Raw genomic sequence first — 15,918 nt, forward strand, 5'->3', positions numbered from 1 at the left:
CAGAACTGATATCGAATTGGCCCATGTGGGTCAGCCTGATTGCGGTCCTCGTCACCATTGTCCTCTATACGCTCGATCGATGGTCAATGGAGATCATCTCGATCGGTGTGATCGCGGCATTGATGGTGATCTTCTCCCTGCCGGGCGCCGTCGGCGTTGATGGAAATCAAATTACTGCCAAAAATCTGCTGGAGGGATTTGGCAACCCGGCCCTGATTACAATCATGGCCTTACTCGTCGTCGGACAAGGTATTTTCCAGACGGGCGCCATTGACGGACCGACAAAGGCGTTGGTGTCATCATACGGCAAACGGCCGTTTCTCACGCTGCTCACAACCTTTCTTGCTGTGTTCGCGACCAGCGCCCTCACCAACAATACGCCGGTGGTCATCATGTTCTTGCCGATCATGAGCGCGATTGCCTCCCGGATGAAGACGTCGCCCTCCAAGCTCATGATGCCGTTGAGTTTCGTGTCCATTCTCGCCGGGATGACAACTCTGATCGGTACTTCAACGAACCTGCTGGCGGCTGATGCCTACAACCGGATTGAAGACACGCAGTTGGGCTTTTTTGCGCAGACTCCAATGGGCATCATCCTCGCGGGGGTCGGCATGGTGTACATCCTGTTATTCTCCCGCTTTCTGCTGCCGGATCGTGGCACATTTGCGGAAGAACTCGTGCCGACGGGTAAACAGTTCGTCGCGCAGATCGAGGTGACCGGTGACCATTTCCTTGTTGGGAAATCACCGGTTGCGGGCATGTTTCCCGACCTAAAGCACATGACCGTCCGAATGATCCAGCGCGGCGAACGGGCCATATTACCGCCGTTTGACGATGTTCAATTGCGCGCCGGCGATCTGGTAATCGTCGCCGCTACGCGTAAATCCTTGACCGATTTGCTGGCATCCCGGCCGGGTATGCTGCAACAGATATGGCAGGGCGCGGACGATTCCGACGACGTCGATTCGAATGCCCCACAGCTTAGCCTTGTCGAGGCCGTCATCGCACCGGGCTCGAGAATGGCCGGACGGACAGTCGAACTCCTCGGTTTCAGGCGCCTCACCTCCTCCGTGGTGCTTGGCATTCAGCGACGCTCCAGAATGATCCGCGCAAAACTTGGACAAATCCGACTGGAAGCAGGTGACACGCTGCTTCTTTGCGGTCCGACGGACGCCTTTCAGAACCTGCGGACCAGCCGTGATATTATTCTGCTTGAATGGTCCCAAAGTGAAATTCCCATCACGGCGCGCGGTCAGGCAGCACGCATCATTGCTATTTCGATGGTTATTGTCGCAGCCTTGAACCTAACCTCGATATTGATCGCTTCAGTGGCCGCTGCTGTGGCGATGATCCTGTTTCAATGCGTGAATACGCGTCAGGCAAGCCGCGCCCTCGACCTGCGGATCTTCCTCGTGATCGCAGCTGCGCTTGCCATGGGAACCGCTCTGGAAATGACAGGCGCTGCGACACTCATCGCGCAACTCGTCGTGGGCGTAGCCGAGCCCTATGGCGAGCTGGCGATCCTGTCCGCAATCTTCCTGAGTGTCGCGGTGCTGACCAACATCCTCAGTAATGCGGCAACCGCCGTCCTGTTCGCGCCGGTTGCGCTTGAAGCGGCGCACGCGGCCAATGCTGATCCATTGCCCTACGTCCTGGCGGTCATATACGCTGCCAATTGCAGCTTTGCCTCTCCAATCGCCTATCAGACGAACATGCTTGTCATGGCGCCCGGTCATTACAGATTTACGGACTTTATTAAGTTTGGTGGACCATTGATTGTAGTGATATGGTTGGCCTTTACGGCATTGGCCCCTTGGCGATTTGGACTTTGAGTGCGTTAATAAATGACGATGAAACTTGATGAGTCGCTATTTTCAGTACCCGGCTTGCGCCGTGGGCTGCGGTTTTACGTGACCGCGCCAACACCTTGCCCCTACCTGGAAGACCAGTTCGAGCGCAAAGCTTTCACTCATCTCGCACAAGCTTCTCCAGACTCTCTGCACCATCAACTCAGCGAAGCGGGCTTCCGCCGAAGTCAGGCCGTCGCGTACCGGCCGGCCTGCCCGAGCTGCAACGCTTGTCGCAGCGTCCGCGTCGACGCTGGAAACTTCAAACTCAGCCGCAATCAGGCGAGAATTGTAAATCGCAACCAGGACCTGGTCCGCACACCCGTCGAACCAAAAGCGACCCGCGAGCAATTCCGGCTGCTCAAGAATTACCTTCTCGCGCGTCACAAAGGCGGCGGCATGTCAGAGATGGGTTACCGCGAATATGTTGGCATGGTGAATGAATCACCGGTCCAGACGCTGCTCTTCGAATACCGCCAAGGAAGTGAGCCGGACGCGCCTTTGGTCGCCGTTTCGCTGACAGACGTGCTGCGAGACGGGTTTTCGATGGTCTACACTTTCTTCGATCCTCGGCAGTCTCAACGTAGCTTGGGCACCTACATGGTCCTTGATCACATATTGAGCGCTGAAGACTTTGCCCTGCCTCATGTTTATCTTGGCTACTGGATCAAGGGCAGCCAGAAAATGGACTACAAGCGTCGCTTCCAGCCGCTGGAAGTGCTTGACGGACCCGTCTGGCGTCGGCTTGAAGACGACGAATAGATCTTTCACCGGGCAAAAGTCCCGAGAATGATCACACCGGTCGGGAGGGCCCATTGATCCGAAGACGCAATTTGCTGGGAGCCGGCCTTTTAGGCATCGGCGGTGCGGCCGCATCGTTCGGCAATCCGCACAAGGCCGCGGATCTTGCTGCACCAGCCGTTAGCCGCAACAGGCGCCGCCTGAACATGGTTACGACGTGGCCGAAAGGACTGCCCGGTCTTGGCCGCGCTGCCGAACGCGTTGCCGAATCAATTCTTGCGATGTCCAACGGTCTTATCGAAGTGAAGGTCTACGCGGCCGGGGAACTTGTACCGGCCTTTGAAAGCTTCGACGCGGTCGCTAACGGCTCGGCCGATATGTATCACGGTGCGGAATATTACTGGACGGCCAAATCAACCGCCTACCCCTTCTTTACGGCTGTTCCTTTCGGCATGACCGCGCAGGAAATCATGGGCTGGATCGATTTTGGCGGCGGGCAGAAACTCTGGGACGAACTGTCGGCCCAGTTCGGCGTCAAAGCCATTCAGGGCGCAAACACGGGACACCAGATGGGTGGTTGGTTTCGCAAGGAGATCAACAGCCTGGATGACCTGGTCGGACTGCAGATGCGCATTCCCGGGCAAGGCGGTGACGTCCTGCGCGCGCTCGGTGGATCGGCCAAAGCACTGCCCGGTGGCGAAATCTATCAGGCGCTGCAGACCGGCAATATCGATGCAACCGAATGGGTCGGGCCTTGGAATGACTACTCCCTCGGATTTTACCGTGAAGCTCCTTATTATTACGGGCCAGGCTTCCACGAACCAGGCGCGAGCCTGGCTGTCGGCATAAATCTCAAAGTCTGGGAAAGTATGTCACCTGGCGAAAAGGCCCTGATTACGGCGGCGTGCCAGTCGGTAAACCACCTGTCTCTTGGCGAATTCACCTATCAGAATGCTGTCTATCTCAATATTTTGAAGGATGAGCACGGCGTTCAGATGCGGTCGTTTCCCGATGATGTCGTGAAGGCGATGGGGGAAGCCGCTGCTGATGTGCGCGCGGCATCCGGGCGGGACGGAATTGAGAAACGCATCTATGAGAGCTTTGAGGCGGGCCTGAAAACCATGCGTGAATGGGCCGCTGTGTCAGATGGGCCTTATTACGCCGCTCGTGAACTCGGCGCACAAAACGAATAGGCGCGGCAATGGGGGCAGACTTTTTTCTCACGCTCGGAAGCTTCCTTAAATGGATTGGCATCTGTCTGTTGCCTGTCTTCCTCCTCCCCCTACTCACGCTCGTTTTTCCGGCGGTATTTGCCCGCGTCTCTGTATTCCTGTGCCGTCAGATAGATAGAGCGACGCGGTTTGTGCTCAGCGCGGCCATCGTTGCTTCTGTCTTGCTCTTCATGCTTCAGCTTGCCGTTGTGATCGCGAGTTACGCCTTTGCTCTGTCGTGGACGTGGCTCTCGGAAACCGTGATCTATGCGTTTGCGACCATGTTCATGCTTGGCGCAGCGTCGGCACTCAAGGACGACTCCCATGTGCGTGTCGATATTCTCCGCCCTCGTTTTGGCGAAGAAGGCCGCAACTGGATCGAGTTGGCTGGGACCTATCTGTTCCTATTTCCAATTTGCATACGAATTCTGACAACCGGCGAACAAGGACTGACGCGCGCCTGGTCTCTGTTTGAAGGGTCGCGAGAGAGTGATGGCCTCCCCCTCCTTTTCCTCTTCAAAACACTCGTACCGATATTTGCCGTTCTTCTCCTGGCACAGGGCCTGTCGATCGCGCTCAAGTCCGCACTGCGCCTGACAGGGCAAATGAAAGAAGGCGACGCTGACAACACGCCGATGAGCGAACACTATGGAGCTTGAGGTCCTTCTCGCCCTGTTGATGTTCGCGACCGCTATCGGCGCGCTGCTCGCGGGCTATCCCGTTGCGCTTACACTTGGTGGCGTCGCTCTTATTTTCGCGCTGATCGGCATCGCAGTTGGCGTATTTCCAGAGCCTTTATTGAGGTCGTTACCAAGCCGCATACAGGGCGGTTCGATCATGCAGAACGAAACGCTCGTCGCCGTGCCCTTATTTGTCCTCATGGGCGTGATTCTCGAGCGCTCACGCGTCGCAGAGGACCTGCTGCACATCGCCAGCCGCCTCCTCGGCGGCGTTCGGGGCGGCCTTGGCTATGCCGTTGTCCTCGTTGGCGCGCTGCTCGCGGCCTCTACCGGTATCGTAGGCGCGACGGTCATCACGATGACGCTCATCGCCCTGCCGTCAATGCTGCAAAAGAACTACGACCCGAAACTCGCGACAGGCACGATTGCGGCGTCAGGCACCCTTGGCCAGATCATTCCGCCGAGCATTGTGCTCATCCTGCTTGCCGACGCAGTCTCCAACGCGGCGAGCCAGGCCGCTTCTCAAATGGAGGGAGACGGCTTCGTCGTTTCAGTCGGTGATCTCTTCGCCGGCGCCCTCATTCCCGGCGTCATCCTGGTCGGCTTGTACCTCGCCTGGATAGCCTTTACGGCATTTACCCGGCCCTCGGCCTGTCCGGCGACCAGCGATGATGACGGTCCGCCTTTGACGCGAAAAGAAGTTCTGTTTGGCCTCGGCGCTCCATTGGTGCTGATCATCGCTGTCCTGGGAGCCATCCTGGCAGGCATAGCGACGCCAACCGAAGCTGCATCGATCGGTGTTGCTGGCGCGTTGCTGCTGGCTGGCCTGCGGTTGAGCACGAAAGATGATGAATTGCTTCAGCGATTTGTATTGATCGCTTTCCCGTCGATGTTCGCCATCTTGCTGGTGCGAAATCTTATCGATCTCCGTCTCGGTGTGGAGCACCTCTCTGCCATAACGATTATCGGGGCGCTGATCACACTTGCGGCGACCGTACTCCTGTTCGTCGGCATCTTGGCCAGCATGATGATCCTGCACCGCAGCGACCAGCTGCAGCCTGCGCTGAAAAGCGCTGTGCACATTACGTCTATGGTTTTCCTGATCCTGATCGGTGCGTCATTGTTCTCGCTCGTCTTCAGGGGATATGGCGGCGATGAAACCGTAGCAGAAGTCCTGGCTTCAATACCTGGCGGCCGCTGGGGGGCATTGATCGGTGCCATGCTGGTCATGTTCGTGCTCGGCTTCTTCCTGGACTTCATTGAGATCGTCTTCGTCGTCGTCCCCCTCGTCACGCCGCCGTTGATTGTCATGGGTTTCGACCCTGTCTGGCTCGCCATTCTGATGGCGCTCAATCTGCAAACCAGCTTTCTGACACCTCCCTTTGGGTTCGCACTCTTTTATCTGCGAGGCGCAGCACCCGACACCGTGAAGACCGCTGATATCTGGCGCGGCGCTGTACCCTTTATCGGGCTACAACTTCTCATCATCTTGCTTGTGGCCCTCGTGCCGGGCCTCGCCACCTGGTTGCCGTCACTTGTGGCCAAATAAAAAGCCCGCCAAAATCCGGCGGGCCTTTCAATCATTTCACATGGTTACGCGGCGCGCGTTAGAATTTCACTTCCGGCACCGTGGAAAGCGCTGTGCGATCGCCGCCCAGATCAAAGAATTCGCGTTCCGGGAAGTTGAACATGCCGGCCACGATAGAGTTCGGGAACTGCTCGCGTGACGTGTTGTAGTCCTGAACGGCAGCGTTGTAGAAGCGCCGCGCGGCGGCCAGTTTGTCTTCGATGACGGACAGCTCGTCCTGAAGGTCTTTGAAGTTCTCATTGGCTTTGAGGTCAGGATACGCCTCGGCCAGCGCAAACAGTTTGCCAAGCGCACTCGTCAGCATGCCTTCGGCTTGCGCCATCTCCCCAGGAGAGTTTGCGGCAACAGCCGAGTTCCGCGCCGTGATCACCGCATCAAGCGTTTCGCGCTCGTGCGTGGCGTATCCTTTAACGGTTTCAACGAGGTTCGGGATCAGGTTCTGACGCTGCTTCAGCTGAACGTCGATGTCGGCAAAAGCCTGATTGACGCGCTGCTTCTTCGAAACCAGCGAATTGTAGATGCCGATCAGGAAAACGACGACAATCGCCAGCGCCCCGAGCAGTACGTAAAGAACAGTCATCAAAGACCTCCACCCTCTTAATCAATCAATGCAGTAGCCGCCACTACGGACCGTGGCAAGCTATCCGCTAAAGAGACCCGACTTCGGGAACCCCTTTGGTGCAATCTTGCCTGCCTGCGCACGCTTGCCGAGCCACTCCTCCCATTCAGGGAAGCCGCGTGAACGACCAGCCGCGTCCTTCACGAAGAGTCCGTCTTCGCGGAAGAAGGTCATTGCATCCGCGAGCGTTTCCTTGCCGCGGTAATTCTGCAGTTTGACCCCTTTGCCACGCGGCATTTCTGGCAGCTCGTCCAGCGGGAATACGAGGAGCTTTTTATTGGTGCCGATCACGGCAATCTGGTCGCCCTCAACAGGTTCGCAGAGAACCAATTTCCCGCCACCGGTATTCACCGACGATTTGCCGGCCTTGCGGTTCGATTCCAGTTCTCCCTCGGGGACGATGAAGCCATAACCGATGTCTGACGCGACGAGACGTTTGCGGTCCGGCTCAAGTTTGAACATGGAAACGATGTCGACATTGTCTTCCAGGTCGATAGACAAGCGAATTGGCTCTCCATGTCCGCGCCCGCCCGGAAGCTTATCGCAGGTCAAGGTAAAAGCTCGACCATCGCTTGCCATCAGAATGATCTTGTCGGTCGTGTAGACCTCTTCACTCAGATAGAGACTGTCTCCGTCCTTGAATTTGGTCGTTTCAAGATCGACGCCGTGCCCCTTGAGACCACGGATCCACCCCATGGACGAGAGGACAACCGTGAGAGGCTCTTTCGGCGTGGATGCCTCAAGAGCCGCTGTGAGGTCGATCTCTGGCGCGTCTTCGAATGCAGCCCGGCGACGACCAAGCTCGGTCTCAGGATCGAAGGCCTTGCGAGCTTCTTTGAGCTCTTTGCCGACTTTGGTCCACTGGCGGCGCGTCGACCCAAGCAGGGCTTCGATCTGCGCGCGCTCTTCCATAAGGTTTTCATGCTCGCGCTTGATCTCCATCTCCTCGAGTTTACGCAGGGCGCGCAAACGGAGATTGAGGATCGCTTCAGCCTGGACATCGGTGATCTTGAACCGGTCCATCATGAATTGTTTCGGTTCATCCTCTTCACGGATAATCCGGATGACCTCATCAATATTGAGATATGCGATGAGATAGCCGTCGAGCAGATGGAGGCGCTTCTCAATCTTGTCCAGACGGAACGCAGCGCGGCGCACGACGACTTCGCGGCGATGGTCGAGATAGGCTTGCAACACCTCTCGCAGCCCCATGACGCGCGGAGCCCCCTTATGCAGCACGTTCATGTTCATCGAGAAGCGCGACTCCAGGTCACAGAGCTTGAACAAGCTCTCCATCAGCACGTCCGGTTCAACCGTCTTGGCGCGCGGCTCGAGCACGATACGAATGTCTTCTGCGCTTTCGTCACGAACATCGCTGAGAAGCGGCGCCTTTTTGCTCTCGATAAGCTCGGCCAGCTTTTCAATGAGGCGCGACTTCTGAACCTGATACGGAATCTCCGTGACGATGACCTGCCAGGTGCCGCGGCCAAGGTCTTCGACATGCCAGCGCGCGCGGATGCGAAAACCTCCACGGCCGGTCTCGTAAGCTTCGCGGATAGCACTGCGGGGCTCAACGATAACGCCGCCTGTGGGGAAGTCCGGCCCGGGCATGACGTTCATCAGCTCGGTGATGGAAGTGTCCTTGTTGTCGATCAGCAGCAGAGCGGCATCAATGACTTCAGCGACGTTGTGAGACGGAATCGAGGTCGCCATACCGACAGCGATGCCAGTGGCACCATTCGCCAGCAGGTTTGGATATCCGGCCGGCAGCACCACCGGCTCTGTATCGGTTTCCGAATAGTTGTCTTTGAAATCGACCGCATCCTCATTGAGGCCTTCAAGCAGCAGTTTCGCTGCTTCGGTCATGCGCGCTTCGGTATAGCGATATGCGGCTGCATTATCGCCATCGATATTGCCGAAATTACCCTGACCATCGACAAGCGGATAGCGAACCGAGAAATCCTGCGCGAGCCGGACGAGTGTGTCATAGATCGCGCTGTCGCCGTGGGGATGGAAGTTACCCATGACGTCACCAACGATTTTGGCGCACTTGCGGAACCCTGCATCCGGATCAAGCTTTAGTTCCCGCATGCCGTAGAGAATACGGCGCTGGACCGGTTTGAGGCCGTCCCGCACATCTGGAAGCGCCCGCGAAGTAATTGTCGACAGCGCATAAGCGAGATAGCGCTTCGTCAGTGCTTCGCTAAGCGGTTCGTTGATAATCTTGCCATCTTCATGGTCCAGAAGGTCGGACATGTAGGCTCCCTATTCTTGTTCCCGATCGGGAATCAGCCAGCAGACGTAACGTTAACAGATTGCCGCGATTGGTTAAGGAATGAACAACACGCTCGAAAGAACGATAAAGCAGGTCGGCATTGTCGCCATCGTTCTGTTCGCGATCTTTATCGCCAATCGTTACCTGCCGGCACAGCATAACCCGCTGAGACCGATCAGCCTGAATGACCCGATTGGCGTCGCCACATACTTCAAGCTTCAGCGTATAAAGGCCGACACAGACCTGTGCTATGACGTGCTTCAGAAAGCTGGCGTCGAGTATACGCCCTTGACAGATGAAGACGCGAGCACCGACCGCTGCCCCCTGTCACGGACCGCCGTCCTGAACAATTCGACGATCCCCTATTCGGTCGCACCACTCAAGATGACCTGCCACCAGATGGCTTCGCTGTATATCTGGGAACGCGAAATCGTTGCGCCTGCCGCGAGAGATATTCTTGGTTCACCGGTCGAAGAAGTGCTGACCTATGGCAGCTTTTCCTGTCGCAATATCGCCGGCTCAAAACGCCTCAGTGAGCACGGCCGCGCAAATGCCATCGACATTCGCGGTTTCAAGCTGGCCGATGGGCGAACCGTCGACGTGCGCCAACATTGGCGAGAGGACAGTGAACTGGGGGAATTTCTGACCGCGACCCATGACGGCGCGTGCCGATTGTTCTCTGTTGTACTCGGACCAGATTACAACGCCGCCCATGCCGACCACTTCCACTTTGACATGGGTAGCAGCAGCATCTGCCGCTAGGTGCGTTTGACGAGCCTTGCATAGAGACGACGTCTTGGCTCTGGTAAGTCCTTGTTGTTTGCATGGAAGAGACGACGCTCAACAAAGACGCCGGTCAATTCAAGGCCATCGATGATATCGGCGTCGGAAGCGGGCTGCTTCGGATCAACCAGGAACGCGGGCAACGCCAACAAGCGATCAACATACTCTTCAGCTTCCGAGCCGCGCACCGCCCTGCCCGTTTTTGGCGAAACGTGGGTCAGCCCATCATTTTCGCCGCTGATCGCACAGGCATCGAGATCAAGACCGAACCCGAGAGCAGACAGCAGTCCGAGCTCCCATCTGACATAAAGCGCAGGCCAGACGTCTTCTTCTTCCAGGCTGTTGAGCAACATTTCGGTCGCCTCAAACAAGTAGGATCCAGCCTGATCACCTTCATTGAGCGTGCCCCTGAGAAGAGCCGCGACTGATGCTACGGCAAGCAAGGCCTCAGGAAGGTCAATGAGCCGCGAAGACCGGGCCCTCGTGGCCTCGGCAACATCGAACCGACCAAGCTGCTCTTCCAGTCGGCCGGACCAGGAAAGCTCGACTGAGTTTCCCGGCTCGAATTGGGCACGCTTTTTTCGCGATGCGCCGCCATAGACCAGGCCGGACCTCCGACCTCGAGTTTTGGTCAATACGTCCAGGATCAGGCCGCTTTCACCAAATTTGCGACCGCCGAGGATCAGGCCCTCATCGCGCCACTGCATCAGAGATCAAAGTCCAGCCCGACGCTGGAATAGGACTCACGACGTTCCTGCCACTTCTCGTCGACCTTCACGAATAGAAACAGGTGAACCTTTCTATCAAGCAGGTCACTGAGTTCCTGGCGTGCTGCTTTGCTGACCGCTTTGATGGTTTGGCCGTTCTTGCCGAGCACAATGGATTTATGCGTATCGCGGCCCACTATGACGGCCTGCTGAATCTTTACATCGCCATTGCGAAAATCTTCCCAGGATTCCGTCTCGACCATGAGCTGATATGGCAGTTCCTCATGCAAGCGAAGCATCAGCTTTTCGCGCGTGATTTCAGCCGCAAGAAGCCGCATTGGAATATCCGCGGACTGGTCAGGCGGGAACATTGCGCCGCCTTCGGGCATACGTTTGGCCAGCTCCGCCATCAATGCATCCACCCCATCGCCATTCTCGGCGGATATCATGAAGATGTCGCTGTAGACGCCCGCATCATTGAATTTCTTCATGAAGGGTAGAATTTCGTCATGCGGAAAGAGGTCAATCTTGTTGAGCGCGAGGATGACCTGCTTGCCTGTCTCCTGAAGCGTCGCGATCACGCGCTCATCGTCCTCGACGGATCGCTTTTGCGCAGGCGCTGCCTTTCCTTTGCTTTCAGCGATCCATGAAGCCGCATCGATCAGGTGAACAACAGCATCCGCATCGTCGGCGCCAGCCCAGGCCGCCTTTACCATGGCGCGGTCCAGCTTGCGCTTGGCCGAAAAGATGCCGGGCGTATCAACGATGACGATCTGCGCCTCGCCATGGTGCGCCACACCTCGAACGGGAAACCGCGTCGTCTGCACCTTGTGTGTCACGATCGCGACCTTTGTCCCAACCATCGCATTGGTCAGCGTCGATTTACCCGCATTTGGCGCGCCGATGACAGCGACAAAGCCAGATTTCTTGATGTCGTTCTCGTCAACCACGTAGCAGTTCCCTCAATAGCCGGTCAGCAGCTGCCATCTCAGCTTCCTGCCGAGACCGGCCTGTTTCTCTCGCCGAGCCCCTACCCTCGACGCTCACTTCGACCGTAAAGACCGGCTCATGATCCGGCCCCGACTGATCGATAATCTTGTAGACCGCATATGGTGAGCGATTTGCCCCGCACCAATCACTCAGGCGCGTCTTGGGGTTCTGCTGCGAAACCTCGCGCTCGACAAGTTCCATGATCCAGTGGCGCTTGATGAATCCGCGTGCAGAATCCATGCCTCCATCTCGATAGATGCCGGCTATGATCGCCTCGATAGCGTCAGCGACACTCTTGTCGTAACTGCCCTTCTTGTTCTTTTGCATGGAGGCGTCGAGGAACAGATAGTCGCCGAGACTGATCGCTTCTCCAACTTCTGCACACGCCTCGCCGCTCACGAGCTGGTGGAATATCTTTGTTAGATACCCCTCGCGCTCGGCCGGGAACTTCGCGATCAACAACTCTGCCATGACAAGACCGAGAACGCGGTCTCCCAGGAATTCAAGACGCTGGTTCGAAAACTGGGCATCGCCATCATAATTGTCGATCAAACTTGGATGGGTGAGAGCGCGATGAAGCCACTCGACGTTCTGAAAATTGTAACCAAGCCTCTTTTCCAGTTCAGCCCGGCGTTCCGACGACAGCTCAGGCCGCTTGCGCGGAATCGTACGGCCTGCTGCGCGTAGGCGTTTTCTTTTTGGACGCGGCTTGTTCATGTCGTGGTTCTTTGAGGCACCGCTTCGATTATGACAACAGCGGATGCCCATGGATGGTCATCGGTAATCGTTAGGTGGATGAGCGCATCGTAGCCTTCCGGCAACAGTTCAGCGAGCCGTTTTTCCGCGCCGCCCGTCAGCTTCATCGTGGGCTTGCCAGACGGCAAGTTGATTACACCCATATGTTTCCAATGGACCCCCCGACGTGGCACGCCCGTACCCAGCGCTTTGGCGCAGGCCTCTTTGGCCGCAAATCGCTTTGCATACGTCTCGGCCGAGAGGCGCCGGCGTTCGGCAAGCGCGATCTCTGTCTCAGTAAAACAACGCTGCTTGAACCGGTCACCGAACCGCGCGATCGACTTCTCGATCCGCTCGATATTGCAGAGATCGTTACCCATTCCGATGATCATGAAATTTCACTCCCGCCTAGGCGAGGCCCCGACTGCCAGGCTTCACGGCTGGCAATGCCTCTAGCTCCGGCGGAAGACTGTCGGCCGGATAATCCGGAAAATCGACGCTGGCGAGCGAGACCAAGGTGCACCCGACATCTGCCTTACCATTCGAGCGATCAATGATGCAGGAGCCGCCCACCACGTCGCCAGGAAGTTTATCCAGAGCGATAACCGTCTCGCGAAAGGACAATCCCGTCGTCACAATATCCTCGGCGATAAGGATCCGCTCGCCCTCCGATATCGAAAAGCCTCGGCGGAACTGCAGATCCCCATCAACCCTTTCGGCGAAGATCGACCGACAGCCAAGTTGGCGCGCGAGTTCATAGCCTGGAATAATACCGCCAACGGCCGGACCGGCGACAACATCGATCCGACCAAACTTTTCGGTGACGAGGTCTGCAAGCGCCCCACACAGTCTGGCGGCCAGATCTGGCTGAGAAAATACAAGCGCCTTCTGCAAGAAAACCGGGCTGCGTCTACCAGACGAAAGAATGAAGTGGCCTTCGAGAAGTGCGCCCGCCTCTCGAAACACATCCAGCACATCGTCATTGGTCAAGTGTGAACCTCCTCCAGGCGTTCGACGCTCTCGACAACAGCGAGCGCCCGCAATGCGGCCTTTATCTGCTCCAGATGGCGAAGGTCCTCAACCTCAATATCGAAGATGAGCTGAAGAAAATCCGATGTGCGCTCGCCGGTTTCAACGCGTGTGATGTTTCCACCGGCCTGCGCGACGGCCGAACACTGGCTCGCCATGACACCACGCTTGTTCACGGCACGAACACTGATGCGGCCGATCGCAACAACACCTTGTTTGGACAGCTCATTCCAGCGCAGGTCCACCCAGAGATCAGGACGGTCTTCAAATTCAGCGACCCGCGAACAGAAAATAGTGTGAATCACGAGCCCCTTTTCGGGCTCTCGCAAACCAATGATCCTGTCGCCGGGAATTGGATGGCAACATTCGCCAAGATGGAGCGTCACGCCCGGTGTCAGATCCTCACCAGCAACGATCCGACTGGCATACTCGTCATCGAGAACCGTGCGATCAGTCGAGCCCGGCTCGGGAGGCTCATGGCCCGGAAATGCGGTTCGAATGAAGTCGCCTGTATCGTATCGCCCCCTGCCGATGGCTTCGGCAAGCGCTTCGGCGCTATCGAAGTCCGCGCGCGACGCGATGCGGGGCAAATCGATCTCGAACGGATCCAGGCCCGCCCGGCGAAGGTCACGGTCCATGAGCGTACGGCCCAGCCGAATAAACTCGGCCTGCTCGCGACCGCGAATGAGCCGCCGGATGGCAGATCGGGCTCTGCCTGTAACGGTCAGAGCCTCCCAACCGACAACCGGCCGCGACTCTTCGCGGCGCAAAATCTCGACGACGTCACCATTCTTCAGAGGCGTTCGAAGCGTTCGCACGACACCATTGACCTTCACGCCATCGCAAGTGTCGCCGACAGCTGTGTGAACGGCGTAGGCAAAGTCCAGCGGCATCGCACCGCCCGGCAGGATGATAAGGCGCCCTTTGGGCGTAAAAACAAACACGTGCTCGCGGAACATCTCGAGCTTCGCGTGCTCGAGGAACTCATCTGGCTCGGCGCCATCCGCGAGGAGTTCGCCAAACGCCCGCAGGTTTGCCCCGGGGTCCAGACCGGCAGCCTTCGACGATTCCAGATCGAAGCCATACTCACTATTCTTGTAGGTCCAGTGCGCCGCAACGCCGTGCTCGGCGGTATCATCCATGGCCTCGGTACGGATCTGGAGCTCTACCAGCCGATTGCCGGATGCACGTACCGTTGTGTGCAGCGACGCGTAACCGTTCGGCTTTGGCACGGAAATGAAGTCGCGAAAGCGGTCGGGCAGACAGGCCCAGACCGTATGAAACGCCCCAAGCAACTGATAGCACTGGTCCACACGTTCAACGATGATCCTGAATGCAAAGATGTCCGCGACATCGCGGAAGGAAATGGATTTCTTTTCCAGCTTGCGCCAGATCGAATAAGGTTGTTTGCGCCGCCCTTTAATTCGGGCCTCTATGCCCTGCTCGCCGACAACCTGCTTGATGGCGAAACGGATACGCTCAAGATCATCCGCATTTTCCGAGGTCAGTTCCTCGAGCTTCTGGATAATGCTTTCACGTGCGCCAGGATTCACATGATGGAAGGCCAGGTCCTCAAGCTCTGATGCGACCTGATACAGACCGACCCGGCGAGCGAGCGGCGCGTAAATTTCCATCGTCTCTTTCGCGATGCGCATCCGCGACGCTTCTTTCGGAACGAAATGCAGCGTTCGCATATTGTGAAGTCGGTCTGCCAGCTTGACCAGCAAGACACGAATATCGTGAACCGTCGCCAGGATGAATTTCTGGAAGTTCTCAGCCTGCTTGGACTTCTCAGACTTATAGTCGAGCTTTCCGAGCTTCGTTACGCCATCGACGAGTTCGGCGACGTCATGACCAAACCGGGTCTCGATCTCGTCCAGCGTAACATCGCAATCTTCCACAGTGTCATGCAGGAGGCCGGCCATGATCGTACATTGGTCCAGCCGGATTCCGGCCAGCAACATCGCGACCTGAACAGGGTGAGAATAGTAAGGATCACCTGATTGGCGAAGCTGTTCGCCATGCTGTTCCTTGGCGAAATCATAGGCGTTCCCAAGACGGATCGCATCTGCTTCGGGATGGTATTGTTTGACTGCCGCGATCAGGTCGTCGCGAGATGGTATAACGGCGCGAGCACCAGACTCGCGCCGCTCCATATTTGCGGGCGACCGATCAGAGATCGTTACGGTCGCACTTTTCATAATCGCCTAGAACCTATCGTCGCGTCCTGATTCGAGCTCAGCCTGGTAAGCGCGCATGACGTCTTCCTCGCTGGCCGCTGGTGCCGCCTCGAGAGCGACGCGGTCGGCTTCGCGCTCTTCTTCTTCGCCCGGACGAACTTCCTGAAGGCTTGCAATGAGGCCTTCCTTGACGACGTCCAAGCTCACGGAACGTTCAGCGATTTCGCGAAGCGAGACCACCGGGTCCTTGTCATTGTCACGGTCAATGGTCAGCGGCGAGCCTTCGCGGATCATGCGTGCGCGCTGCGCAGCCACCAGAATCAGGTCGAAACGATTTGGAATCTGCTCGATGCAGTCTTCAACAGTTACGCGTGCCATGGGAATTCTCCTGTAGCCGGACTTTATATGCGCCGCAGCACGCCAGCACAACCCACGACTTGCTTTGAATGCAGTGCGCCGGTAACCTTCAGTCAGCATTACACAATCTAATGGATTGGCTAGATGTTTTCAGGGCCGAACCCGCATCCGGTCAG

General features: G+C 57.2%; 15 protein-coding genes. 6 read left to right on the top strand and 9 right to left on the bottom strand.

What is annotated here, in order from left to right; translation table 11 throughout:
* Positions 1-86 precede the first annotated feature (86 nt).
* The 5 genes from WNY37_RS11855 to WNY37_RS11875 all read left to right on the top strand — a co-directional run bounded on the left by WNY37_RS11855 (position 87) and on the right by WNY37_RS11875 (position 6,028).
* Positions 87-1,832: an SLC13 family permease gene (locus WNY37_RS11855; RefSeq protein ID WP_342973596.1), complete on the top strand. Its 1,746-nt coding sequence runs from the start codon at positions 87-89 to the stop codon at positions 1,830-1,832.
* A gap of 12 nt (positions 1,833-1,844) precedes the next feature.
* Positions 1,845-2,609, top strand: coding sequence for an arginyltransferase (locus WNY37_RS11860; RefSeq protein WP_342973597.1), 765 nt, complete (start codon positions 1,845-1,847; stop codon positions 2,607-2,609).
* 53 nt (positions 2,610-2,662) lie between these two features.
* Positions 2,663-3,781, top strand: a complete 1,119-nt coding sequence (locus WNY37_RS11865) for a TRAP transporter substrate-binding protein (RefSeq protein ID WP_342973598.1) — start codon at positions 2,663-2,665, stop codon at positions 3,779-3,781.
* Positions 3,782-3,951: 170 nt separating this feature from the next.
* On the top strand, positions 3,952-4,458 hold the full coding sequence (locus WNY37_RS11870; protein WP_342973599.1) for a TRAP transporter small permease subunit: 507 nt from the start codon (positions 3,952-3,954) through the stop codon (positions 4,456-4,458).
* Positions 4,448-6,028 (top strand): TRAP transporter large permease subunit, encoded by a 1,581-nt coding sequence (locus WNY37_RS11875; RefSeq protein ID WP_342973600.1) that lies wholly within the window; start codon positions 4,448-4,450, stop codon positions 6,026-6,028. The genes WNY37_RS11870 and WNY37_RS11875 overlap by 11 nt, the downstream gene beginning before the upstream one ends.
* A gap of 58 nt (positions 6,029-6,086) precedes the next feature.
* On the opposite strand, the gene WNY37_RS11880 is transcribed toward WNY37_RS11875, so the two are convergent.
* Together WNY37_RS11880 and parC are read right to left on the bottom strand one after the other, a co-directional pair.
* Entirely contained in the window at positions 6,087-6,647 is a 561-nt protein-coding gene (locus WNY37_RS11880; protein WP_342973601.1) for a LemA family protein, read from the bottom strand.
* Positions 6,648-6,707: 60 nt separating this feature from the next.
* Complete coding sequence (gene parC, locus WNY37_RS11885; RefSeq protein ID WP_342973602.1) at positions 6,708-8,942, bottom strand: DNA topoisomerase IV subunit A; 2,235 nt, start codon at positions 8,940-8,942, stop codon at positions 6,708-6,710.
* A gap of 79 nt (positions 8,943-9,021) precedes the next feature.
* Between parC and WNY37_RS11890 the strand changes: the two genes are divergently transcribed.
* Positions 9,022-9,723: an extensin family protein gene (locus WNY37_RS11890; RefSeq protein ID WP_342973603.1), complete on the top strand. Its 702-nt coding sequence runs from the start codon at positions 9,022-9,024 to the stop codon at positions 9,721-9,723.
* Here WNY37_RS11890 and recO read toward each other — a convergent pair.
* Genes recO through rpoZ form a run of 7 tightly spaced genes read right to left on the bottom strand, consistent with a single transcriptional unit; the run spans position 9,720 to position 15,763 of the window.
* Complete coding sequence (gene recO, locus WNY37_RS11895; RefSeq protein WP_342973604.1) at positions 9,720-10,451, bottom strand: DNA repair protein RecO; 732 nt, start codon at positions 10,449-10,451, stop codon at positions 9,720-9,722. The two genes, WNY37_RS11890 and recO, sit on opposite strands and share 4 nt — an antisense overlap.
* Positions 10,451-11,401 carry a GTPase Era gene (gene era, locus WNY37_RS11900; RefSeq protein WP_342973605.1) on the bottom strand — a complete coding sequence of 317 codons (951 nt, stop codon included), beginning with the start codon at positions 11,399-11,401 and terminating at the stop codon, positions 10,451-10,453. Before era ends, recO begins: the two co-directional genes overlap by 1 nt.
* Positions 11,394-12,158, bottom strand: a complete 765-nt coding sequence (rnc, locus tag WNY37_RS11905) for a ribonuclease III (protein WP_342973606.1) — start codon at positions 12,156-12,158, stop codon at positions 11,394-11,396. The genes era and rnc overlap by 8 nt, the downstream gene beginning before the upstream one ends.
* Positions 12,155-12,568 (bottom strand): holo-ACP synthase, encoded by a 414-nt coding sequence (acpS, locus tag WNY37_RS11910; protein ID WP_342973607.1) that lies wholly within the window; start codon positions 12,566-12,568, stop codon positions 12,155-12,157. The genes rnc and acpS overlap by 4 nt, the downstream gene beginning before the upstream one ends.
* A 16-nt stretch (positions 12,569-12,584) precedes the next feature.
* Complete coding sequence (gene pyrE, locus WNY37_RS11915) at positions 12,585-13,166, bottom strand: orotate phosphoribosyltransferase (protein WP_342973608.1); 582 nt, start codon at positions 13,164-13,166, stop codon at positions 12,585-12,587.
* On the bottom strand, positions 13,163-15,406 hold the full coding sequence (locus WNY37_RS11920; RefSeq protein WP_342973609.1) for a bifunctional (p)ppGpp synthetase/guanosine-3',5'-bis(diphosphate) 3'-pyrophosphohydrolase: 2,244 nt from the start codon (positions 15,404-15,406) through the stop codon (positions 13,163-13,165). Before WNY37_RS11920 ends, pyrE begins: the two co-directional genes overlap by 4 nt.
* A 6-nt stretch (positions 15,407-15,412) precedes the next feature.
* Positions 15,413-15,763 carry a DNA-directed RNA polymerase subunit omega gene (gene rpoZ / locus WNY37_RS11925; RefSeq protein ID WP_342973610.1) on the bottom strand — a complete coding sequence of 117 codons (351 nt, stop codon included), beginning with the start codon at positions 15,761-15,763 and terminating at the stop codon, positions 15,413-15,415.
* Positions 15,764-15,918: the final 155 nt, after the last annotated feature.

The organism is Henriciella sp. AS95 (assembly GCF_038900055.1).
Classification (GTDB): Bacteria; Pseudomonadota; Alphaproteobacteria; order Caulobacterales; family Hyphomonadaceae; genus Henriciella.